This is a genomic window from Actinoplanes sp. NBRC 101535 (genome assembly GCF_030269225.1).
In the GTDB taxonomy this organism is placed as follows: Bacteria; Actinomycetota; Actinomycetes; order Mycobacteriales; family Micromonosporaceae; genus Actinoplanes; species Actinoplanes rectilineatus.
Window position 1 is genome coordinate 429,175 of record NZ_BSSY01000003.1, and the last position, 22,796, is coordinate 451,970.

A 22,796-nucleotide genomic window follows, 5' to 3' on the forward strand; every position below is an offset into this window, starting at 1 on the left:
ATTTCACATCGGTTCGACTAATCTGGTCCTCAGGAAGCCCTGGGCTTCCGACCCAGCCTTGGGCCCCGCCGGAGAGCGGGGCCTTCGTGCATTCCGGGGGATCACGGAAACCAGCATTCCTGGTGGCTGATCTTCGGCTCGATGCGTGCCCACAGCGCGGTGTTGGCCCTGGTCGCGCGCTCGTCGCTCTCAACGTGAGTCTGCCGCCGCCGATAGAGGAACACCACCAGATCGATCGCCTGGACCAGCCGGGACGCCGACGACGGGGCGAAATGCATGGTGTCGACGATGCGCGTCAGCCGGCGGCCCTGACTGCCATGGGTGCCGTGTCGTAGATATCGGTGCAGGTCGGCCCGGTGCTTCGACTGCTCACCGACCTCGTCCGCGATGACCAGAACATGCTCGCCACGCTGATCGGCGCACTCGTCGATACGTTCCAGCAGGTGGCGCAGGACCAGTTGGTGGGGAGTACCCGAGAGTAGGGCGCCGTGGCGATGATGTGCCACATTCATGCCGCGGAGCACGAGCGCGGCGCCATGTGAGCCGATGGCGGCGAAAGCCTCGTTGTACACGCCGATCCGTGCGCGGACCGGAACACCCCGCCACCAGCCGGTGCCGTTGAAGAGTTCGTAACCGTGCAGCTCGGCGTTCTCCGGCACCCCGAAGGTCTTGACCGCCTTGTCCACCGCGGCATCCAGCGCGGAGGTGATGGCCTGTGCGCCCGGCCCGTCGCAGAGCAATGCCGCCATGTAATACCAGTCGGTGCTGTACGACTCATCGAGGTAGGCCAGCAGCACAGCGGAAGGCTACCGGGACGCAGGGCCTGGTGCTCGACCGTGGACTCGAACGGGGGACGGCCGCGGAGCTGGTGGCGCGGCAGGGAGAGTGCGCGGTGGGTCTCGCCGTGGGGAGCCGGCGGCGGAGCGGGGAGAGCGCGGCCGGTGGGAGGCCGCGCTGGGGGTCACGGGACGCCCGGTGACGCGTACCCGCAAAGGGGTCTTGAACCTGGTGCCGGGCACGCCGTTGTGCCCGGCACCGGGAGAATTACTCAGCGCTTGCTGAGGGCCTTGCGGTAGTCGCTGTTGAGGCGGCCGATCAGGCTCAGCGGAATGCCCTTCGGGCAGACCTGGGCACACTCGCCCATGTTGGTGCAGCCGCCGAAGCCGGCGTCGTCCTGCGCCTGCAGCATGTCGAGCACCCGGCTCTCGCGCTCGGGCTGGCCCTGCGGCATCAGGCCGAGGTGGGTGATCTTCGCGGCGGTGAAGAGCATCGAGGAGCCGTTGGGGCAGGCGGCGACGCAGGCGCCGCAGCCGATGCAGGTGGCGGCCTCGAACGCGGCGTCGGCGTCCTTCTTCGGGACCGGGGCCGCGTGCGCCTCGGGAGCGGTGCCGGTCGGCGCGGTGATGTAACCGCCCGCCTGGATGATCTCGTCGAAGGCGGACCGGTCGACGATCAGGTCCTTGATCACCGGGAAGGCCGCCGCGCGCCACGGCTCGACGTCGATCACGTCGCCGTCTTTGAACTTGCGCATGTGCAGCTGGCAGGTGGTGGTGGCCTTCTCCGGGCCGTGCGCCACCCCGTTGATCACCATGCTGCATGCGCCGCAGATGCCCTCACGGCAGTCGTGGTCGAACGCGATCGGGTCGTCGCCGTCGAGGATCAGCTTCTCGTTGAGGACGTCGATCATCTCGAGGAACGACGCGTCCGGGGAGATGTCCTTGACGTCGTACGCGACCATCCGGCCCTTGTCGGTGGGACCGGACTGACGCCACACCCGTACTTGAATGTCCATTACTTGTAGCTCCGCGTGCTCGGGTGGACGTATTCGAAGGTGAGCTCTTCCTTGTGCAGGGTGGGCTTGCCGTCGGCGGCGAAGTACTCCCACGCCGCGGCGTAGCTGAACTCGTCGTCGTTGCGCTGGGCCTCGCCGTCGGGGGACTGGCTCTCCGCCCGGAAGTGGCCACCGCAGGACTCGCGACGGTGCAGCGCGTCGATGCACATCAGTTCGCCGAGCTCGATGAAGTCGGCGACCCGGCCGGCCTTCTCCAGGTTCTGGTTGAGCTCCTCGCCCTTGCCGGGCACCTTCACCCGGGTCCAGAACTCCTCCTTGAGCGCACGGATCAGGCCGACCGCCTTGGTCAGGCCCTCCTCGGTGCGCTCCATGCCGCAGTACTCCCACATGATGTGGCCGAGTTCGCGGTGGAAGGAGTCGACGGTCCGGTCGCCGTCGATCGAGAGGAGCTTCTCGATGCGGTCCTCGACCTGCGTACGCGCCGCGACGACCTCCTCGCGGCTCTCGTCGATCTTCGGGAACGGGCCGGACGCCAGGTAGTTGCTGATCGTGTTGGGCAGCACGAAGTAGCCGTCGGCCAGGCCCTGCATCAGCGCGGACGCGCCGAGACGGTTGGCGCCGTGGTCGGAGAAGTTGGCCTCGCCGACGACGAACAGGCCGGGGATGGTGGACTGCAGGTCGTAGTCGACCCAGAGGCCGCCCATCGTGTAGTGCACGGCGGGATAGATGCGCATCGGCGTCTCGTACGGGTCCTCGCCGGTGATGCGCTCGTACATCTCGAAGAGGTTGCCGTACTTGGCCTCGACGGCCTTGCGGCCGAGCCGGCTGATCGCGTCCGCGAAGTCCAGGTAGACGCCGAGGCCGCCGGGGCCGACGCCGCGGCCCTCGTCGCAGACGTTCTTGGCGGCCCGGGACGCGATGTCACGGGGCACCAGGTTGCCGAACGACGGGTAGATCCGCTCGAGGTAGTAGTCGCGCTCGTCCTCGGGGATGTCCGCGGCCTTGCGGGTGTCCTTCTGCGCCTTCGGCACCCAGACCCGGCCGTCGTTGCGCAGCGACTCCGACATCAGGGTCAGCTTCGACTGGTGCGAGCCGGACTCCGGGATGCAGGTCGGGTGGATCTGCGTGTAGCAGGGGTTCGCGAACAGCGCGCCCTTGCGGTGCGCCCGCCACGACGCGGTGACGTTGCAGCCCTTGGCGTTCGTCGACAGGAAGAAGACGTTGCCGTAGCCGCCGGAGGCGAGCACCACGGCGTCGGCGAACTCGGTGCTGATCTCGCCGGTGACCATGTCGCGGACCACGATGCCACGGGCCTTGCCGTCGACGATGATCAGCTCGAGCATCTCGTGCCGGGCGTTCATCTCGATGTTGCCGAGGCCGATCTGCCGTTCCATCGCCTGGTACGCGCCGAGCAGCAGCTGCTGTCCCGTCTGGCCCCGGGCGTAGAACGTACGGGACACCTGGGTGCCGCCGAACGAGCGGTTGTCCAGCAGGCCGCCGTATTCGCGGGCGAACGGGACGCCCTGGGCCACGCACTGGTCGATGATGTTCACCGACACCTGGGCGAGCCGGTACACATTGGACTCGCGCGCGCGGAAGTCGCCACCCTTGACGGTGTCGTAGAACAGCCGGTGGACGGAGTCGCCGTCGTTGCGGTAGTTCTTCGCCGCGTTGATGCCGCCCTGCGCGGCGATCGAGTGCGCCCGCCGCGGGCTGTCCTGGTAGCAGTACGACTTGACGTGGTACCCGGCCTCGGCCAGGGTTGCCGCCGCCGAACCGCCGGCAAGGCCGGTGCCCACGATGATGACGGTCAGCTTGCGGCGGTTCGCCGGGTTGACCAGCTTGGCGCTGAACTTGCGGCGCTCCCAGCGGGTCTCGACCGGCCCGTCCGGGGCGGCCTTGTCGACGATCGGGTCGCCCTCGGTCCAGAAGTCATTCATGATCATTTCACCAATCCGGTCGTCACCGCGAACGGCACCGAGAGGTACATCGCGACCAGCACCACGGCCATCACCAGGGCGATCACCTTGGCGCGCTTCTCACCCCGGTCGGTCTGCTGACCGAGGGTGCGGGCGGCGCTGAAGATGCCGTGCCGCAGGTGGAAGCCGACCGCCAGGATCGACACGGTGTAGAACAGCGTCACGTACCAGCGGTCGGCCGCGAAGTCGGCGATCACGTTGGCGTGCGGGCGGGTGCTGTCGCCGACCGGGTTCAGGTGACCGGTGGTCAGGTCGAGCAGGTGGTAGATGATGAACAGGAGAACGATCACGCCGCCCCAGCGCATGGTGCGGGCGGCGTAACTGCCCTGGACTTTCGGCCGGTGCGCGTACTTGACCGGGCGGGCCCTCTTGGCCCGGACGGTGAGTACCGTGGCCGACCAGATGTGCGCGACGATGGCCACCAGCAGGCCGACCCGCATGATCCAGAGGAACCACACATCCGGCAGCAGCGGCGTCCCGATGGTGCGGAGCCAGTGCGCGTAGTGGTCGAAGTCCTCGTTACCCAGGAATATCTTGAGGTTTCCGGCCGCGTGCGCGTACAGGAAGCCGACCAGCACGATGCCGCTGGCTGCCATGACGAATTTGAGGACGACCGACGAGGGTCGCTGCTTCCGGCGTGCCGAAGCGGGCGTTGCCGCGCCCGCCGGCCGCGAAGCCTTGGATGAAGTCGTGTCTACCGCCACATCCTGGAAGGTAGAAAGTCCTGAGCGATTCGTCTAATGCATGATGGGGCCGCTGTTCATAGCGATAAGCTATTAAAGTGCAGCTGCAACAACTCAGGTACTTCGTAGCGGTCGCCCAGACGAGACATTTCACCCAAGCGGCGGACATTTTGGGTGTGTCGCAACCTACGTTGAGTAAGCAGATTCACACTCTGGAAGCTTCACTCGGCGCGCCACTGTTCGAGCGGATCCGCGGCGATGTGACCCTGACCGTCGCCGGGCAGACCCTGCTGCCCCTCGCGCAACGGATGATCGCCGACGCCGACGCCGCCCGGGACGCCGTCCAGGACATCGTCGGCCTGCGCCGCGGCGAGGTGCGCCTGGGCGCCACCCCCAGCCTCTGCTCCTCCCTGGTCCCGGCGGTGCTGCGGGCGTACCGGTCGGCGCATCCGGACATCGAGCTGCACATCACCGAGGGCAGCTCGCAGGACCTGATCGGCGGTCTGCTCGCGCACGCCCTCGACCTGGCCCTGATCGTGGCGCCCGAACAGGGCGTCGACCCGGCACTGGAGTTCACCGAACTGCTGCGGGAGAGCCTGGTGGTCGCCTCGGTCGCGGCCGGCCCGGCGCCGACCGTCGGCCGTCAGCTCGAGCTCGCCGAACTGCGGCACACGCCGATGGTGATGTTCCGGGCCGGATACGACATCCGCGAGGTCACCCTGCACGCCTGCGAGCGGGCCGGCTTCACCCCGAAACTCGCCGTCGAGGGCGGGGAGATGGACGCGGTGCTCGCCTTCGTCGAGGCCGGTCTCGGCGTCGCGCTGGTGCCGAGCATGGTGCTCGCCAACCGGCCGCTGCTGCGGGCGACTCCGCTGGCGCCGCCCGGCATGCGCCGGACGATAGCGCTGGCACGCCGGCGCGGCGCGATCCTGTCCCATGCCGCGGCCGCGCTGCGCGACGTCGTGGTCGAGCACATCGCCTCCGGCGAGCTCCCTTTCGGGGTACGCGCGTTGTGAGCGCCCGAGGCCGCGGGGGCGAGCGGTGATCGTCGATTCCCCGTAGGGTAGTCATCTGTCTAACGCCCGTTTAGCATCCCTGGGTGTGTGGCATGGCGAACGCCGGCACGCCCGGCTGGTCGAGGTCTACGACGCTGAGTTCCCGTGGGGTTGGGAGGACGACTTCTTCATGGCGGTGCTGGCCGAGCGCAGCACCCATCGAGTTCTCGACCTGGGCTGCGGCACCGGCCGGCTGGCGATTGCGATGGCCCGCGACGGCCGCCGGGTGACCGGCGTCGACACCGACCCGGCCGCGCTGGACGCCGCCCGGGGCAAACCCGGCGGTGACCGGGTCGAGTGGGTCGAGGGGACGGCCGCGCAGCTCGGGGAGGCGGAGTTCGACGCCGCCTTCATGACCGGGCACGTGGTGCACCGCATCGGCGACGACGCGTGGCCCGGTCTGCTCCGGTCGCTGCGGCGGGCGCTGGTTCCGGGCGGGCGGTTGGTCTTCGACAGCCGGGATCCGGTCGGCGGGGCGGCCGACGACGGGCGGAAGTCCATCGTGCTCGACAACGGCTCGACGGTCGACGCGTGGTCCGCCGAGGGCGAGCGGGAGGGCGGGACGGTGCTGTGCACCAGGCACTACCGCTTCCCGGACGGCTCCGAGATCACCAACACCAGCACGCTGCGACTGCGGACCGAGACGGAGATCCGGGAGTCCCTCGTGGAGGCCGGATTCCGGGTGGAGCAGATCTACGGCGGCTGGGGGCGGGAGCCGGTCGGGCTGGGTGACGGTGAACTGATCGTCATCGCCGGGACGATCGGCTGAGGGGCCTCTGCCGCACAATCGGTTGATCTTGCCCGAATGTGCCGAGATCTAACCAGAAGCCAACGAAAGCATTGCGGGACATGAATCCCGGGCTACTATCCGCACGCATCGGTGACGACCTCTACGGCCTTGACGACAGGGAAAGTTGGGATGTCCGACAACGAGTGGCCACGGCAGCTGCCCGCGGCGGAGCAGGGCGAGTGGAACGAGGAGAGCCCCGGCCGCAGCCGGGTTCTGATGTCGGCTGCCCTGGTGGTCGTGGTCCTGCTGGTGGCCGGTGGCGTCACCTGGCAGCTGATGAACAACGAGTCCTCCCCGGCCGCGCAGCCCAGCGCCGCGCCCGTGCCGGCCGCCACGCAACCCAGCGTGACGCCCTGCCCCGATCCGGAGCTCTCCGTCGTCGTCGCGCCCGAGATCGCACCGGTGATCTCCGCGGCGGCCGAGACCCTGAACCCGTCCGGCCAGCGCTGCCCGCCGGTGCAGGTCCGGGCCGAGGCCTCCGGCACCTTCGCGGCCTCCGGAGCCAAAGCCGACGTCTGGATCCCGTCCTCCAGCTCCTGGCTGAAGGTGGCCGCCGCCGACGGCACCACCTGGACCACGTCCGGCAACCCGATCGCATACTCGCCGGTGCTGCTCGCCGGGCCCGAGGGCATCGCCAGCCTGTACATCAAGGACGGCAAGTCCTCCTGGGCCGGGCTGGTCAAGGCGGTCACCGACGACGTGCTGCCCGCCGTCACCATGCCCGACCCGCTGAAGGACAGCGTCGGCCTGCTCAGCGTGCACGGCGTCCACGCCGCGACGGCCCGCACCACCGAGGACGCCGGCATCGCCCAGCTGCGCGCGCTGACCCTGCGCAGCCGCCTCGAGGACGCCGACGCCGACCCGGCCGTCCTGCTCGACCGGATGAACCAGCATTCCGACGCCACCACCGCGGTGTACGAGATCGGCGTGTTCCCGGTCCTCGAACAGCAGCTGCTCGGCTACCAGAAGACCGACCACCGGATCCGGCTGAGCGGGGCGCCGCCGGTCGACGGCCCGGTCCAGGCGGACTATCCGTTCGCGGTCCGCAAGGGCGTCAAGAAGGATCTGGCCGCCGACCTGCGCGCGGCCGTCACCAAGGAGGCGGTCGAGGCCGCCGGGTTCCGGACCTCCCCGGCAGCCGGTGCGCTGCGCCTGCCCGAGGGCGCCGGGAAACTGACCGCCCCGGCCAGACAGTGGTCGCAGTACCAGAACGTGGGCTTCCAGGTGCTGCTGCTGATCGACTCGTCCGGCTCGATGAACGAGAAGATCACCGACAAGAACGGCAAGGCCAGCACCAAGGCGGAACTGCTGCGGGAGTCCGGGACCAGCGCCGCGCAACTGTTCAACGCGGAGAGCAACGTCGGCATGTGGTACTTCGGGACCGCCGGCGCCAACGGTCCCGCACACGTGGAACAGGTGCCGCTCGGACCGGTCGCCGGTCCGGTCGGCGACGTGACCCGCCGGGAGGCACTGGGCCGGAAGATCGGCTCGTACAAGCCGGAGGCCGCCGCGGGGACACCGCTCTACCAGGCGGTGCTCGACGCGGTGGCGGAGATGCGCACCCAGGTCAAGCCGGGCGCCGCCACCGTGGTGGTGGTGCTGACCGACGGGGCCGACGGCGGCACCAAGTACGCGATGTCCAACCAGCAGTTCCTCAGCCGTCTCGGCGAGCGGCAGGACCCGGCCAAGCCGGTGCCGGTGATCGCGGTCGGGTACGGGCCGGACGCCAACATGACGGCGTTGCAGGGGATGGCCAAGGCGACCGGCGGCCGGGCGATCCCGGCGCGGGACCCGGCCGACCTGGCGTCGGCGATGGCCGAGGCGTTCCTGGCGGCGCACGGCCAGAGCTGAGCCGCTCAGGCTGTCAGGACGATCCGTCCGAAGACCTCGCCGGAATCCATCCGCCGATGCGCCTCGGCGGCCTGGCTCAGGGGAAGCACGTCGTGCACCACCGGCTGCAGGTCGCCCCGGGCGGCGGCGGCCAGGTGCGCGGCGCGGACGGACCGGCGATCCGGCAGCGCGACGGTGGCGGCGCTGAACGTGGCCACCGTCAGCGACCGCTGAAACCCGGCCATCAGCGCGGCCGCCAGTGATGCCGGAGGGGGACCGGCCACCGCGCCGACGAGCACGAGACGGCCGTTCGGGTTCAGCCGGTTGAGGAACGCGGGCAGGTCCGGGCCGGCCACCACGTCGACGACGACGTCGAAACTTCGCGGATCCCCCTGGCCGGAACGATCCAGGACGTGGGTGGCGCCCAGCTCGCGGAGCCGGCGGCCGCGTTCCGGGGACGAGGTGGTGACGGCCACCGCGCTCGCCCCGGCACGAGCCGCCAGCTGAACGGTCATGATGCCCAGACTGCCGGCGGCGCCCCGGACCAGCACGCTGTCACCGGCACTGAACCGGGCCTGGGCCAGACCGAAATGGGCCACGATGCCGGCGCTGCCCAAGGTGACGGCGGCGGTCGCGGGAAGATCGTCGGGGAGGGGAAGGACCTCGTCGGCCGGGACGACCGCCCGCTGGGCGTAACCGCCGCCGCTGCCGGTGAACGCCCAGACCCGCTGCCCGATCCAGATCGGGTCCACGCCGTCGCCCACGGCGGTGACGGTTCCGGCGATCTCGCCACCGGGGACGTGACCCTCCCGGAAACCGTGGGCCGCGAGGGCACCGCTGCGGATCATGACGTCGACACCGCCCACGCCGATCGCCTCGGTGGCGACGAGCATCCGGCCCGGTCCGGGAGTGGGATCGGGGAGGTCGACGACGGCCAGGCCGTCCGGGCCGCCGAACCGTTCGATCGCTATCGCCTGCATGGCCGCTCCTCGGTGCCGTTCGAGATCAGTGCCCGGGACGGTATGCGGAGCGGTGCGGTCGGCGGCGGAACTGAGAGCGGCCGCCGGAGGTTTGACTCACACCGGCCCGCTCTCCCCGCTTCTGCCCTCCTGCCTCTTGCCCGTGGCGATCAGGCCGGGCCGATGGCGTCGGCGACGATGCGGGCGGAGAGGGTGACCATCGGGAGTCCGCCGCCGGGATGTGCGGAGCCGCCCACCAGGAACAACCCGGGGACCGGCCCACGGTTGGACGGCCGGACCAGGCCGCCGGCGGTGCCGTAGATGGCGCCACCGGGTGCGCCGGTCGCGTCCGCCAGATCGGCGGGAGTCCGCGTCTCGGCGAAGACCAGACGGTCCCGGACATCGAGGCCGCGGCGGGCCAGCACGTCCAGCAGATGACCGGCGTAGGCGTCGGCCAGCCCCGGACGCCGCCAGTCGACGGCCGACCGTGCGGTGCCGTGCCGGGCGGCGTTGACCAGGACGAACCAGGACTCGTGACCCTCCGGGTGCACCGCGGGGTCGTCGGCGCGGGTCACGAAGATCGCCGGATCGTCGGCGGGACGGGCGCGGCGGGACGCGGAGCCGAAGACGGCGTCGAACTCGGCGTCGTAGTGGCCGGGGAAGAAGACGGTGTGGTGGGCGAGAGCCGTCTCCCGTCCGCTCCCGGGCTCTCTGTCACGGACCCCGAGGAGCATGACGAAACCGGCGAGGCTGCGATCGGCCAGGGCGGTCAGCCGCTGGGGAGTGGGCAGCAGATCGCGGTAGAGCGTCACGGCGTCCACGTTGGAGATCACCACGTCGGCGGGGACGAACTCGCCGGACGCCAGGCGGACACCACGGACAGCGGTGTCGGCCTCGATCGCGGTGACCTCGGAACCGAGCTTCACGCGTACCCCGGAGGAGACGCACCGTGCGTGCAGTGCGTCACCCAGCGTGCCCAGGCCGCCCGGGAGGTACCACCCACCGTGCGTGAGTTCGGCGTAGGGGATCGCGGCCAGCGCGGCGGGCGCGCGGCGCGGATCGGCGCCGGTGTAGGTGGCGTACCGTTCCAGCAGCATCCGCAGCCGGGGATCACGCAGATAGTGACGGGCAAGACCACGCAGCGTGCGGCCCGGCGCGATGGCGGCGAGATCACCGAGCCGCCAGGAGAGCCGGGCCAGCGACGCGGCGGTCACCGGGCGTTGCAGCACGGAATCCCAGGACGCCTGCCAGATCCGGGCCGCCCGCCGCCAGAAACGATCCCAATCGGTCGCGGCGTCACGGCCGAAGGCGGTGCCGATGCGTTCCAGGAAGATGCCGTGCGACGACGACGAGTCGAGGACGGTGCCGTCCGCGAAAACGTGCCGGACCACCGGATCCAGCGGTTCGGGACGTAGGCCCAGGTCGAGGTCGTCGAAGACGCGGGGCAGGGTGAGCAGGCTCGGGCCGGTGTCGAAGCGGAACCCGTCCCGCTCGTGAACGCCCAGCTTGCCGCCGGTGACGGCGGCACGTTCATGTACCTCTACCCGGTGCCCGGCGGCGGCCAGACGGGCCGCGGCGGCCAGGCCGCCCACCCCGGCGCCGATTACTACGATCTTGCGCACGTCCCCGAGGCTAACGTCTCCGCCTGTGGCCGCTGCCAGGCTGGTCGTCCGGAGCGGTCAGCGGTGGTCGGCTTGTGGTCGTCCGGCTGTCGTCCGGCTGTCGTCATCAGGGCTGCCGGCCGTTGTCGGGGCTGTTCGTTCTCGGTCAGAGTTGGCGTCCGCGCCAGGACAGCCGGCCGTGGCGTCGCATGTGGAACGAGCGTGCGGTCAACCAGGCGAACAGGGTGATCGAAATCGGATGCGCCAGGGAGTCCGGGAGGACCCGGCCACCGGTCGCGGCGGCACTGATCATCCGGCCGGTCACGCCGAGTAGGTAGGCGGCGGTCGCCACGAGGGGACCCGATCCACCGGCGTCCACCACGAGAGTGACGGGGATGGCGGCGAGCGGCAGCGCGTACCCCAGGAGAAGAACGACCACGACGGCGGCCGCACCGGTCGCCGAGCCGAAGGACGCCCACAGGCTCTTGCTGTAGCCGCTGACCAGTTCCGGCCAAGAGGTGTACATCTGGCAGTTGGCCAGCCGTGAACCGTCGGCCAGCGCGATCCGGCCGCCGGAGCGTTTCACCGCTCGGGCCAGGCCGATGTCTTCCAGAATGTCGTCCCGGACGGCCTCGTGACCGCCCGCCCGGTGATAGCCGGCACTGTCCACAATCAGCCACTGACCTCCGGCGGCTGCCAGCGACGGGCGGCGCGAGCGTTCCATGAGACGCAGCGGCAGGAAGGTGAGCCACGACCATTGCAGCAACGGTTGCGCCAGGCGTCCGGTTCCGCTGATCTTGGGGTACGCGGAAAGCAACGTCACCCGGGATTCCCGCAGTGTGGCGACCGCCCCGGCGATGGCGTCCGGTTCCAGAACGACGTCGGCGTCGACGAAGACGAGAACGCCGGCGTCCCGTGCGTGGGCGGCCAGCTGTCGGCAGGCGTGCGGTTTGCCGAGCCACCCGGGAGGCGGGGTGGTTCCGGTCGACAGGTGGATGCGGTCGCCGCCGTGGGCGGCGTCGATGGCGCGGACCAGGCCGGCGGTGTCGTCGGTGGAGTTGTCGTCCAGGACGTGGATGGTCAGGTTCGGTACGCCGCGCTGAGCGAGCAGCGAGGTGAGGCAGGGGGTCAGGCGGTCGGCTTCGTTACGGAGGGGGAGGAGCACGGCGACGTGCTCGTCGCAGGTGGCGTTGCGGGGCGGCCGGCGCAGGAGGAGCGCGTTGATCGCGGTGTGGGCGGTGAGCAGCAACAACGGAACGAGGGGGAGCCAGGGGGTCACGGCCGTCTGCTCGCCGTTTCCCGAGTGGGTCCCGCTGTCTCTTCGGTGGGTCCCGCCGTTCCTCGGTCGCGTTCTGCTGCTTCCCGGGTGAGCCCCGTCGTTTCTGGGGCGAGCCCGGCCCGTGCTCGGGTGAGCCGTGCTGTTTCTCGGATGAGCAGGGGGAGAACGACGGCTCCCATGCCGATTCCTCCCCAGAGGGCGGAGTGCGGCAGATGCAGGAAGACGGCGTGGGCCAGGACCGAGGAGAAGTAGGTCCAGAGCCACAACGCGAGCATCGGTCTGTCCTGGTTTTGGGAGACATCGACATTTTTGATGGTGGACATCGCCGTCATCACCAACAGGGCGAAGCCGAGCCATCCCAGATAGTTGCTGACGGGGATGCCGGAAAGGCCGGGCAGTGCGGGCGTCGGCGCGTGCCACCGCCAGTACCCCTCGGCCACCATCTGCGGATCCAGGAACAGATCCCACGCGGTCAGGCCGACAGCGGCGACCACGATCCGGGCCGCACGGTCGGCGACCAGACGGGACGCGGCGAGCCAGGCGGGCCAGGCCATCCAGGTCCACGCCAACGGGATGATCAGCGGGACGCCGAGCAGTTTCGGGCCCAATTCGCCGGAGTAGTCGTAGGTGCCGAACGGGAAACCCGTCGCCACTCCGGCGGCCTCGACCGCGAACCCGCCCAGCATGGCCGCACCGACCAGCGTGGCGGTCGCCCGGAAACCCCGGGACACGGTGGCATGCCACACCGAACCGGCGACACCGAGTACTACCGTCGTCACGGTCAACCCGTCACGGAGGTCACCGGAGGTCAGCGGATAGCAGATCTGCACCAGGACGAGGGCGCCCAGCAGGAACCATGAGACACGCACGATCAACCGCCGACGGCGCCTTCGACCGCGCGGTCCTCGGTGAGTGGCAGCTCCCGGCCGAGGATCGCGAAGGCCCGCTCGTCACCGGGGAACATGAAGTGACGCAGCACGTCGGAGAACCCGAACCGCCGGTACAGCCGCCAGGCCCGCGATGCCGCCTCGTCAGCCTCCGGAGTGGAGAGCAGCACGCTCCGCCCGTCGGCCATGGCCAGCAGCGCCCGCAGTTGACGGGCGCCGATGCCGTGGCCCTGCGCGACCGGGCGGACGTGCAGTTCGACCACCTCGAAACATCCGGTCAGCCAGTGCTGCCGGGACGGCTCGTCGAGGGCGGACCGCACCTGGTCGTGCCACCACTGGCCGGACATCGAGGTGTAGCCGTACCCGAAACCGGCCAGCCGCCCCTCGGGCGTGAGGGTGGCGACCGCCCGGAAACCCGGGCGCCGTGCGTGCGAGCCGATGTAGCCGCGGCGGGTCTGCAACAGTTCCGGCCGGTAACCCATCGCCTCGCCGTACACCGCCACCACGTCGTCGAGCCGCCGTAACAGGTCGTCCGGCTGCCAAGCAACGAGCCTCATAGCGGGGTGTGCTCCCTTTCGTCGGCTGTCCAGTTCAGCACCGGTCGGTCGCCGCTGATGCCGAGCACCGCGAACCGGGCGAACAACTCCTCGGCATACCACCGATCGACCGGGGTCCGGGCGATTGCCGCTCGGTGCTCCGGCTGACGGTACGCGAAAGCGGTGAGATCCGCGGCAGTGCGCCACACGCTGACAGTCCCCTGCCAGCCGATCGGCGCCTCGCCCACCCCGAACCGGGCCAGGAGCCCCGGTGCCGCATCGAGCTCCCGGACGACCGCCGGCACGGCCTGCCAGAACCGCAGCGCGCGAGTGGGCCGCAACCGTGCCCGGGTGAGCGCCAGCACCATCCCGGACGCCCGGCGCCCCGTCGGCTGGAACGGACTCCGACCGGACCACTCACCCCGGCTGATCAGCGGTTCCAGGTCGACGTGGGCCTGCTGAACGGCGATCCGCTCCCATTCCGGGAACCGTACCGGATGATCGCTCACGGTGATTGCCGCATAGCGGGTCAGATCCGCGTCGCCGGGGCCGAACCCCCGCCCCGTGCCGGTCCCGAGGAACTTGCCGAACCGGACACCCCGCTCCCGCAGCAACTGCCGAGCGAACGCCATCCGCAGCATGGCCGACCCGACGGCATGCCGAGGAACCCGCCAGACATGCAGCCTGACCAGTTCCGCCGATCCGCCCGCCGATCCGCCCGCCGATCGGCCCACCGCACTGCCCGCCGCGAAGTCCGTTGCATCGTCGGCTGGGCTGTCCGCCGCAGTGCTCACTGCAGTGTTGGCAGTGCCCGCTGCGGTGGCGGCAGTGCCCGCTGCAGTGTTGGCAGTGCCCGCAGCGCTGTCAGCTGCGGTGTCCTCCGCCGCCGAGCTGTTCGCCGGTCTGGCGCCCTCTTCCTCTTTCGTTGCCCTCTCCGCTTCTGTTTCCGTTTCTGCTTCCGATTTCGGTTCCGGGAACGGGTCGCTTCTCATGGTCATGTCGTTGGGGAGATGGTGCCGTCGTCCTCCGGCAGCGGGGTGGTGCCGGTGCTCGCTTCGGGCGTCGCGGCAGTTCCGTCATCCGCCGCCCGCGGTCCGGTGGTGTCGGTGGTCGTCCTGTGTTGTGTCGTGGCTGTGCTGTCAGCAGCCCGTGGTGTGGCCGCGTCGGTGTCCGCCTCCCGTAACCCGGTGGCCTCGGCGCTTGCCGCCCACAGCCGGACAGCGAGGTGCTCGTCACGGGCGTGGGCCCATGGCCGTGCCGGGGAGCGCCCCACGTAGTAGCCGCCGTTGACCAACTCCGCCTCGGGCGCGGTGCTGAGCCAGGCCAGCAGTTCGCCGGCTTTCTCCGCGGTGACCAGCCCCGGCGCGTACCGGTACAGGAACCGGGTGATCCGGCCCGCGCCGAAGTTCGTCCGGACCACGCCCGGATGGAACGCCACACTCGTCACATCCGGCCAGCGCCGGGTCGCCTCCGTGGTGAAGAGGATGTTCGCCGCCTTCGCCCCGGAATACGCCTGCCAGGAGCTGTACCGCGCCGGATCGCCGGCCAGCCTCTCCGGGTCGGGGCGTCCGCGCTGATGGGCACGGGACGAGGTGTTCACCACGCGGGCGCCGCGCAGACGTTCCCGCAGCAGGTTGGTGAGCAGGAAGGGGGCGAGATGGTTGCCCTGGATGGTCGCCTCGAAGCCGTCCGGGGTGCAGTGGTAGCCCTCGACCATGCCGCCGGCGTTGTTGGCCAGCACATCGATCCGTGGACAGACCTCGAGCAGCCGATCGGCAAGCTCCCGAACCTGGGCGAGATCGTCGAAGTCGCAACGGAACCAGACCGGTTCGCGTCCACCGGCGGCTGTCGTCACCCGGGCGACCGCGTTCGCCAGACGTTCGGGGTCACGCCCGACGATGATCACCTCATTCCCCTGGGCGGCCAGCTGTTCGGCAGCGGCGAGACCAACCCCGGAGCTGCCTCCGGTCACCACGATCGTCTGTCCCATGCCGCCTCCTGATCAACGCTGTTCCCCCGCATCCTCCCCTGCCCTTTCCCTTTCGCCGCGCTCTCCCCACCTGCTGGTCTCGTTGTCCGTGACCGCTGTTCACGGAGCTCTATGCCTCCTTGGCGTGGGCGACCTCCTGATTTGAGTGGGAGTGGCCGGTGGTGGCCGGAGGGGTTTGAGCGGGATGGTCGGCGTCGGTCGTGGGGAATGTCTGTGTTGCCGGTGCCGGTGCCGGTGCCGGTGCCGATGTCGGGTCTGGTGCTGGTGCTGGTGCGGGGCGGGTGTGGCGGAGGGCTGGGGCGAGGGTCAGGGTGACCGCGACCGAGGCGGCGGCCATCACCGTGATCGTGGTGGCGGGGGAGAGCCACTCGGCGATGGAACCGGCCAGCGCGGCGCAGATCGCCTGCATGGTGAGCATGCCCGAGGTGTGCAGGCCGAGCGCCTGACCACGGAACTCCGGCAGGGTCAGGGCCACCAGACGTTCCTGCAGCAGCAGCGTGGAGCAGTAACCCACCCCGGCGACCGCCGCCGCCATCGCCGCGAGCGGGAGGGGAAGGCCGAGGGCAAACGGCAGATAGGGTACGGCGAGCAGCAGTCGCATGAACGGCGCCAGGCGAACCCGGATCGCCGGAGTGAGGAAGCGCCCGGCGAGCACGTCGCCGGTGAGCATGCCGAGCGCCGACGCGGCCAGGAGCAGACCGGCCCCCGAAGGAGCGTAGGGGACGAACAGTGCCTCGCAGCCGACGATCAGACCGTTCGGGAGCCACAGGCCGATGTAGACCGGGCGTACCGAGGGAATGCTCCAGAGCTGACGGTTGACCCGCCAGGTCGTCGTCACCGAGGGGCGTCCCGTCGCGCGTGGAGCGCGGCGGGTGAGCCCTCGCCGGAGCACCAGTGCCGCCGTCAGATGCAGGCACGCCGCGGCGAGCAGGGTCTGCGTCGGGGTGAGTGCGGACACCAGCAGGCCGCCCGTGGCGAAACCGACGATCTGCATCGTCCCGACCGAGATGTTCAGTGCTGACCGGCCCAGCAGGTAAGCCCCCTCGGGGACGATCTCGGTCAGCAGCCCGGCCCGGGCGCCACCACCCACCGAACTCACCAGGCCCATGGCCAGCAGCACCATGAAGAGCGCCGGCACCGGCAGACCCGGAACGGCGAGAATCGCGATCAGGGTCGCGGATGCCAGCGACACCCCGGTCAGTGCGGCCCGGGGCGGCAGCCGATCGGCCGCGGAGAGCAGCAGCATCGCGCCGGCCATCTGCGCCACGGATGGACCGAACATGCTCAGCGCCGCGTACAGCGGAGAACCGGTGCGGGAGTAGACGCTCGTCGCCAGGGCCAGACCGCTCACGGTCGTGGCCGCGGTGCCCGTGCAGGCCGCGGCGAACAGCGGAGTGAACTCCGGTGTCCGGAACAGTTGTCGATAGGTGCGCATGGCCGGGAAGTGTTCTGCCCGTCCCGGCCGGACCGTTAATGTTTCGCGCACCGGCGAAAGGACGGTCCCCGTGGGCTGGTGGCGCATCGATACCGACACCCTGGCCGGCAGCCGTTTCGTGCTGTCGCCCCTGGCGGAGACGATGGCCGCGCTGATTCTGCTGCGCTGGGACAAGGCGGAGCACCCCGGCGACCGTGAGTGGCTGCGGGCGCACCGTCCCGCATATCTCGCTCACCTCGCGGATGAACCGGCGACTCGGGCCCTTGTCGAGCTCGCGGTGCAGCCCCGCTGGCTGGCCGATTTCATGACCCTCCCGGCGGGCGACGAGGAGCGGCCGTTCGAGGAGGAGGTCGCGGTGGTGCGCGCGGCCACCCGGGTGGCGGCCCGCGCCGACCTCGGGCCGTTGCCGGCCGTGCTCGAGGACGCCGACCTGGGCGGACTGGCCGCCGACCTGATGACCTGGATCTGGCGGCGGATCGTCGAACCGGACTGGCCCCGGCGCCGGCGCATCCTCGAAGCCGACGTGGTCGCCCGCACCCGGCAGCTCACCCTCGGCGGGTGGGAGGCCGCGCTGGGCCGGATGCGTACCGGAATGCGGTGGCTGGGCCAGGGACGTTTGCAGATCAATGCATACGATTACCCACCCCGTGATGTCTCCGGGCAGCGTCTGGTCTTCGTCCCGGTGAGCATGTCCAACGGATGGGTGTCGTGGGACGGGCCGGAGAGCCGCCGCTGCGCGGTGATGTATCGCTGCTCGGGGCTTCTCGCCGACGTTGGACGAGCGGTGCCCGGAGCACTGGGACGTCTGCTGGGCGCGGGCCGGGCCCGGGTGCTGGTGGAGGTCGGGCGCCCCAAGAGCACCAGCCAGTTGGTGGCGGTCACCGGGCAGGGACTCGGATCGGTCGGGCGGCATCTGAAGGTGTTGCTGGAAGCCGGACTGGTCGGCCGGCGGCGGGCCGGCCGGAACGTGCTCTATGCCCGGACGGCGGCCGGGGATGCGTTGGTCCGGGCGGCCTCCGCGGAGTGAGCCGCGCGTGTGGCTCGTCTGCCTCACCGGGTGTCTCCTCTCTTCTGCACCGGCTCTGCGCTGTCGGCGCCGGTGCTGAACGGCCGTCTCGGGGCCCTGTGCGATGTCGAGTTTGAGGTCTGCCCCAGGGGCCGACTCAAGCCCTGCGGCGGGCCGATCTGCTGTCGATCATCTGTTCGAAAAAGGCGCGGTGAGGTGGCCCTGAAGGTTGCCTTTTTGTCGTAGGGGGGTGCTAGTCTCTGGGGCAGTTAGAACGGATGTTCGAAAGGGTGTTCGTTCCGGCGAGGGAGCGTGTTTCGCGGCTCGTCTCCCGCCCGCGGCGCCCGCGAAGCGCCGCACGCGTGATCCGGGCATTCGCGGGCTCGGATTCGCATCAGGCAGGCCGTCGCCCGTCGCCTCCGACCCCCGGTGGCGGGCGGCGGACCCGCCTACCGGTGTCCGGCCGGGTGTGGTGTGGGGAAGCTTCATGCCCGGCCGGCCGCCATCTCGCGAAACGGTGTGCGCTGCGTCTTCCTCCGCGGCACGGTTCGACCCAGTCGGATGCGGAACAGGCGAGGAGAAACGACCATGGCGAGCACCACGGCCGCAACGGCCCGCACGGCTCCCGGCTTCAGGACGGTTCCCGGACCGGCGCTCGTCCCGAGCCCGGTCGAACCCATGGCCGATCCGCGCCCAGCGCAGGCCGATCCGCGCGCAGCAGAACTTGACTCTGCCTCCACAGGACTTGGTGGGGACCCAGCCGGAACTGATCCGCGCCGAGCGGGAGCCGATCCACGCCCCGCAGGGACGGTGGTCATCCCGGCTCAGGCCGAGCCGATGATCACCCCGAACGCAATTTCCCCACGTCAGGCTGCCCCCGTGCGCGGCACGGCTGCGGGCATGTCGCGGTCCAGCGTGGCGGAGATGTCACCCACCGGGGCGATGGATGCGTTGCCGGCCCGTGCAGCGTGCGGGTCCCTGTCCAGCGCGGCGGACATGTCGGCTTCCAGCTCGGAGGATGTGTCGCCGACGAGCGCGGCGGACAGGTCACGGTCGGGTGGGGCGGACATTCCCGCGGTGCCGGCGCACATGCTTCCGCATCGCACGCCCGCTCAGCTGCTGGTGATCGCCCGGCAGAGTCTTGAGGAGGCGGTGCACACCACTCCGGACGGTTTGCGGTTCGCGGCGGCGCATCTGGCGGCGTTGCGGGCGGCCGCCGCGCTGCTCGCTGCTCGTGCCCGGCCGGCCGGGCCGGGGCGCCGCACCCGGGCGACCAGTGTGTGGTCGCTGCTCGTGCTGGTCGCTCCGGAGTTCAGCGACTGGGCGGGTTACTTCGCCCTCGGTGCGGGCAAGCGCGCCGCGGCGGAGGCCGGCATCCCACAGGTGGTGAGCGCCCGTGAGGCGGACGACCTGGTGCGCGCCGCCGAGCAGTTCGTCGCGGTCGCCGAGTCGTCGCTGGGCCTGACCTGCCAACCACCACTGGCCGCGTGACCGGGTGGGGATGTTCCCGGTCGCAGCCGGCCCTCAGCCGAACCGCACCCGCGGACAGCCTGACAGCCGCCGTCACACCTGCGATCAACAGAGCGGCGTCTGTCGGCTGCCGGGCAGTCAGCGTTACATCTACGGACAGCCAGGCGGTCGTCATCTCCTCTGCCACTGTCATCTCTTCCGACAAGTGGACGCCGTCTGCTGGTTGCCGGGCGGTTGACGTTGTGTCTGTGGACGGATGGGCGGTGGTCACCGCTTCTGCCGTCGGCGGGGAGTGTCTGCCGGTTACGGGAAAGACAGCGGCGTGTCTGTGGGCAGTTGGGCAGTGGTCGTCGCGCCCACCGCGAGCGGGACAGTCCCTGCAGCCGGCCGTGGTGACCGTCCTCGGCTCCGAGCTCGCGCTGGACTTCGGCGGTGTGACTTCGGCGGTGTGTGACTTCGCCGTGTCGTGACAGTGAGCTTCCGAGAGGGGCGGCATCACCTCGCTGCGGCGGCGAACGCCCGCAGAGGGTGGCTTCGCTTCGTTGTGGTGGCCCGTTCAGGACGGGTGGCTTCGCTTCGTCGGTGTGGTGACTGTCCGACGGTGGTCCTGCTTCGTCGTGGCGGTGAACGTGGTCTGAATCCGGATCCGGGAGCCGTGCTCGTCGGTGGGGCGGCCGCCGGGTGATCCGGTTGCTTTGGGCTTCGGCACACCTCAGCGGCGGTAGGTGGGTGGTGAGCGGGGAGATGCGGAACGGGGCGGGGACGTGGCGGGGCGCATGATCGGCAGTGCGGTGGCCCTGACGGAGTTGGTGCGGCCGGCTACCGGAAGTGACGAGACGGGTGTGCACCGGATGCTGCCGGTGGCGCCCGAGCTGGGTGGGCTACTGCCTGGGCAGGGGCTTCGCCGGGGGAGCACGGTGGCTGTGGCGTACGGCGGGAAGAACAGCTTGACGCTCAGCGGTCGGCAGAACCGTCGTGAGGCGGGGGCGGACGGCTGGCGGAAACCTGAGGGCGGGCTGCGGGGTTCCCGGGTGGCGGCGTTGGCCTCCGTGCGGGAGCGGGCCACCGACGCCGGTGGAGGTACCTCGCTGATGCTGTCGTTGCTGGCCGCCGCGTCCCGGGCCGGAGCGTGGTGTGCCGTCGTCGGGGTGCCGGAGTTGGGGGCGCTGGCCGCGGCCGAGAGTGGCGTCGTGCTGGAACGGCTGGCTCTGGTGCCGGAGCCGGGGCCGGAGTGGCCGACTGTGGTGGCGGCTCTGATCGACGGGGTGGACGTGGTGGTGGCGGCTGTTCCCGGGCCGGTGCCCGGCACGGTGGCCGGTCGGCTGGCGGCCCGGGCCCGGCAGCGCGGATGTGTGCTGGTGCCGTTCGGGGACTGGGCCGGGGCGGACGTGACGTTGGAGGTCAGCTCCGGGCAGTGGGAGGGGATCGGAACGGGCCGGGGGCGTCTTCGGCGCCGGGAGGTCACCGTGGTGGCCCGGGGCAGGGGCGCGGCCGCCCGGCCGCGGGAGATGACCATGTGGATGCCCGGGGTCACGGTCCGGTCGGAGCCGGCCGGGACCGGGCGCGGGCGACTCACCGTGGTGCCCGGGACGAAAGCGGTGTCCGGGGCGGGAGCGGTACTCGAGGCGAAAGCAGTGTCCGGGGCGGGAGCGGTACTCGAGGCGAAAGCAGTGTCCGGAGCGGGAGCGGTACTCGGGGCGGAAGCGGTGTCCGGGGCGGGAGTGGTGCCCGGGACCAGAGCGGTTCCCGGCGCGAGAAGCGGGGAGATCTGATGGAGACGGCCGCGCGGATGTTGCTGGTGTGGTGCCCGGACTGGCCGGTCGTCGCCGCGGAGATCGTGGACGGGATCCCGGCTGACGCGCCGGTCGCGGTGTTCGCCGCCAACCGGGTCGTGGCCTGCTCCGATGCTGCCCGGCGGGAGGGGGTACGGCGGGGGCTGCGCCGACGGGAGGCGCAGGGCCGGTGTCCCCGGCTGATCGTCGTGGAGCACGATCCGGTGCGGGACGCCCGGGCGTTCGAGCCGGTGGTGGCCGCCGTCGAGGAGGTGGTGGCCGGCGTCGAGGTGATCCGGCCGGGTGCCTGTGCGGCGGCGGCGCGCGGCCCGGCCCGGTATTTCGGCGGGGAGGAGGCCGCGGCCGAACGGATCGTGGAGCAGGTGGCGCAGGCGTGCGCGGTGGAGGCGCAGGTCGGGGTCGCGGATGGCGTGTTCGCGGCCGGGATCGCGGCGCGGACCGGGCGGGTCGTGGCGGCGGGGGAGACACCTGACTTTCTTCACCGCGTACCCCTGGAGGCTTTGGAGAGGCCGCAGCTGACCGACCTGCTGCACCGGCTGGGGGTGAAGACGCTCGGCGAGTTCGCTGCGTTGCCGGCCGGGGACGTGCTGAACCGGTTCGGGTTCGACGGGGCGTTGTCGCATCGGCTGGCGTCCGGGGCGGATCATCGGCCGCTTGCGGTGCGACGGCCGCCGGTGGATCTGACCGTGGAGGAGACATACGACGAGCCGCTGGACCGGGTGGACGTGGCGGCGTTCGCGGGCCGGGCCCTGGCCGAAAGGGTTCATGACCGGCTGGCCGCGTACGGGTTGGCCTGTACGCGGCTCGGGGTGGAGGCGGTGACCGCGGACGGTCAGGAGTTGTGCCGGGTGTGGCGGCATGACGGCCTGCTCACTGCGGCGGCCATCGCCGAACGGGTGCGCTGGCAGCTGGACGGCTGGCTGACCGGGGCGCGGCGCCGTGGACCGGAGCGTCCCACGGCGGGGCTTGTCCGGTTGCGGCTGGTGCCGGACGGGGTGTTGGCGCATGTCGGGCTGCAGCCGGGCCTCTGGGGAGACACCGGTACGGAGCGTGACCGGGCGCATCGGGCGTTCAGCCGGGTGCAGGGTCTCCTCGGGCCGGAGTCCGTGGTCACGCCGGTGTTGAGTGGCGGTCGGTCGGCGGACGACCAGGTGCGACTGGTGCCGTGGGGTGACGAGCGGGTGCCGGTACGGGAGGGCGCGGAGTCGTCGGAGCCGGTGCCGGGAGTGGCCACCGTGCCGGTACTGGACCGGGCGACGAGTCCGCCTCTGTTCATCATCAGCAGCGCCGAGAACCGGGAGACGAAGGAACAGGGCGAGATCGGCGTCCGAGTCAAGGTGCGCCGCAAGCGGGGCCGGGGCCGGGCCGTCGTGCTGCCCCCGTGGCCGGGCCGTCTGCCGCGCCCGGCGCCCGCGGTCGTGCTGCCCAGCCCGTTGCCCGCCATGGTTCTCGACGGCGCGGGCCTACCGGTCGGTGTCAGCGCCCGGCTCGAGGTGACCGAGGCGCCCGCCACCCTGGCTCTCGATCGTGGACGACCGATGGCGATCACCGGTTGGGCGGGTCCGTGGCCGGTGGACGAGCGCTGGTGGGCGCAGGACGAGGCCCGGCGGCGGGCGCGTTTTCAGATGGTGCTGGACGACGGGCGGGCGCTGCTGGTCTCGCTCGACGGCGGCCGGTGGCTGGTGGAGGCGATCTATGACTGAGCGGGTTC

General features: G+C 70.8%; 20 protein-coding genes. 7 read left to right on the forward strand and 13 right to left on the reverse strand.

The genetic code is table 11. The features are described 5' to 3' along the window. Positions 1-101 precede the first annotated feature (101 nt). The 4 genes from QSK32_RS10975 to QSK32_RS10990 all read right to left on the reverse strand — a co-directional run bounded on the left by QSK32_RS10975 (position 102) and on the right by QSK32_RS10990 (position 4,475). Positions 102-797, reverse strand: coding sequence for a DUF3800 domain-containing protein (locus tag QSK32_RS10975; protein WP_285471811.1), 696 nt, complete (start codon positions 795-797; stop codon positions 102-104). Between the two features lie 251 nt (positions 798-1,048). Continuing rightward, the gene (locus QSK32_RS10980) at positions 1,049-1,792 is read right to left on the reverse strand and encodes a succinate dehydrogenase/fumarate reductase iron-sulfur subunit (protein WP_045745946.1); all 744 of its coding nucleotides are present in this window, start codon (positions 1,790-1,792) and stop codon (positions 1,049-1,051) included. Beyond that, positions 1,792-3,738 carry a fumarate reductase/succinate dehydrogenase flavoprotein subunit gene (locus QSK32_RS10985; protein WP_285471812.1) on the reverse strand — a complete coding sequence of 649 codons (1,947 nt, stop codon included), beginning with the start codon at positions 3,736-3,738 and terminating at the stop codon, positions 1,792-1,794. Before QSK32_RS10985 ends, QSK32_RS10980 begins: the two co-directional genes overlap by 1 nt. Then, positions 3,735-4,475, reverse strand: coding sequence for a succinate dehydrogenase cytochrome b subunit (locus QSK32_RS10990; protein WP_083449426.1), 741 nt, complete (start codon positions 4,473-4,475; stop codon positions 3,735-3,737). Before QSK32_RS10990 ends, QSK32_RS10985 begins: the two co-directional genes overlap by 4 nt. A gap of 71 nt (positions 4,476-4,546) precedes the next feature. On the opposite strand from QSK32_RS10990, the gene QSK32_RS10995 reads away from it, so the two are divergent. From QSK32_RS10995 to QSK32_RS11005, 3 genes are all read left to right on the forward strand, one after another. After that, positions 4,547-5,470: a LysR family transcriptional regulator gene (locus QSK32_RS10995; protein WP_083449427.1), complete on the forward strand. Its 924-nt coding sequence runs from the start codon at positions 4,547-4,549 to the stop codon at positions 5,468-5,470. Positions 5,471-5,555: 85 nt separating this feature from the next. Beyond that, a complete protein-coding gene (locus QSK32_RS11000) occupies positions 5,556-6,278 on the forward strand; it encodes a class I SAM-dependent methyltransferase (RefSeq protein WP_285471813.1) in 723 nt (240 codons plus the stop codon). Between the two features lie 150 nt (positions 6,279-6,428). Continuing rightward, positions 6,429-8,150 carry a substrate-binding domain-containing protein gene (locus QSK32_RS11005; RefSeq protein ID WP_285471814.1) on the forward strand — a complete coding sequence of 574 codons (1,722 nt, stop codon included), beginning with the start codon at positions 6,429-6,431 and terminating at the stop codon, positions 8,148-8,150. Between the two features lie 5 nt (positions 8,151-8,155). Here the strand turns inward: QSK32_RS11005 and QSK32_RS11010 are convergent, their stop codons facing one another. The 8 genes from QSK32_RS11010 to QSK32_RS11045 form a co-directional block, all read right to left on the reverse strand. Next, complete coding sequence (locus QSK32_RS11010) at positions 8,156-9,109, reverse strand: zinc-binding dehydrogenase (protein WP_285471815.1); 954 nt, start codon at positions 9,107-9,109, stop codon at positions 8,156-8,158. Positions 9,110-9,258: 149 nt separating this feature from the next. After that, the gene (locus QSK32_RS11015; protein WP_285471816.1) at positions 9,259-10,710 is read right to left on the reverse strand and encodes a phytoene desaturase family protein; all 1,452 of its coding nucleotides are present in this window, start codon (positions 10,708-10,710) and stop codon (positions 9,259-9,261) included. Between the two features lie 145 nt (positions 10,711-10,855). After that, complete coding sequence (locus tag QSK32_RS11020; RefSeq protein WP_285471817.1) at positions 10,856-11,968, reverse strand: glycosyltransferase family 2 protein; 1,113 nt, start codon at positions 11,966-11,968, stop codon at positions 10,856-10,858. Further along, positions 11,965-12,843 carry a carotenoid biosynthesis protein gene (locus QSK32_RS11025; protein WP_285471818.1) on the reverse strand — a complete coding sequence of 293 codons (879 nt, stop codon included), beginning with the start codon at positions 12,841-12,843 and terminating at the stop codon, positions 11,965-11,967. Before QSK32_RS11025 ends, QSK32_RS11020 begins: the two co-directional genes overlap by 4 nt. After that, complete coding sequence (locus QSK32_RS11030; RefSeq protein ID WP_045745955.1) at positions 12,840-13,412, reverse strand: GNAT family N-acetyltransferase; 573 nt, start codon at positions 13,410-13,412, stop codon at positions 12,840-12,842. Before QSK32_RS11030 ends, QSK32_RS11025 begins: the two co-directional genes overlap by 4 nt. Then, on the reverse strand, positions 13,409-14,032 hold the full coding sequence (locus QSK32_RS11035; RefSeq protein WP_245674196.1) for a monooxygenase: 624 nt from the start codon (positions 14,030-14,032) through the stop codon (positions 13,409-13,411). The genes QSK32_RS11030 and QSK32_RS11035 overlap by 4 nt, the downstream gene beginning before the upstream one ends. A gap of 353 nt (positions 14,033-14,385) precedes the next feature. Continuing rightward, on the reverse strand, positions 14,386-15,381 hold the full coding sequence (locus QSK32_RS11040; protein WP_353050964.1) for an SDR family NAD(P)-dependent oxidoreductase: 996 nt from the start codon (positions 15,379-15,381) through the stop codon (positions 14,386-14,388). A gap of 109 nt (positions 15,382-15,490) precedes the next feature. After that, complete coding sequence (locus QSK32_RS11045) at positions 15,491-16,816, reverse strand: MFS transporter (RefSeq protein WP_285471819.1); 1,326 nt, start codon at positions 16,814-16,816, stop codon at positions 15,491-15,493. 70 nt (positions 16,817-16,886) lie between these two features. On the opposite strand from QSK32_RS11045, the gene QSK32_RS11050 reads away from it, so the two are divergent. Further along, entirely contained in the window at positions 16,887-17,843 is a 957-nt protein-coding gene (locus tag QSK32_RS11050) for an ArsR/SmtB family transcription factor (RefSeq protein ID WP_045745956.1), read from the forward strand. Between the two features lie 845 nt (positions 17,844-18,688). On the opposite strand, the gene QSK32_RS11055 is transcribed toward QSK32_RS11050, so the two are convergent. Beyond that, positions 18,689-18,913 (reverse strand): hypothetical protein, encoded by a 225-nt coding sequence (locus tag QSK32_RS11055; protein WP_045745957.1) that lies wholly within the window; start codon positions 18,911-18,913, stop codon positions 18,689-18,691. Here QSK32_RS11055 and QSK32_RS11060 point away from each other — a divergent pair. From QSK32_RS11060 to QSK32_RS11070, 3 genes are all read left to right on the forward strand, one after another. Then, positions 18,912-19,313: an SAV_6107 family HEPN domain-containing protein gene (locus tag QSK32_RS11060; RefSeq protein WP_045745958.1), complete on the forward strand. Its 402-nt coding sequence runs from the start codon at positions 18,912-18,914 to the stop codon at positions 19,311-19,313. The genes QSK32_RS11055 and QSK32_RS11060 overlap by 2 nt on opposite strands. A gap of 743 nt (positions 19,314-20,056) precedes the next feature. Then, positions 20,057-21,064: a DnaE2-dependent mutagenesis accessory factor ImuA' gene (gene imuA', locus QSK32_RS11065; protein WP_502872521.1), complete on the forward strand. Its 1,008-nt coding sequence runs from the start codon at positions 20,057-20,059 to the stop codon at positions 21,062-21,064. Further along, complete coding sequence (locus QSK32_RS11070; protein WP_285471821.1) at positions 21,064-22,788, forward strand: DNA polymerase Y family protein; 1,725 nt, start codon at positions 21,064-21,066, stop codon at positions 22,786-22,788. Before imuA' ends, QSK32_RS11070 begins: the two co-directional genes overlap by 1 nt. The last annotated feature ends 8 nt before the right edge of the window (positions 22,789-22,796 follow it).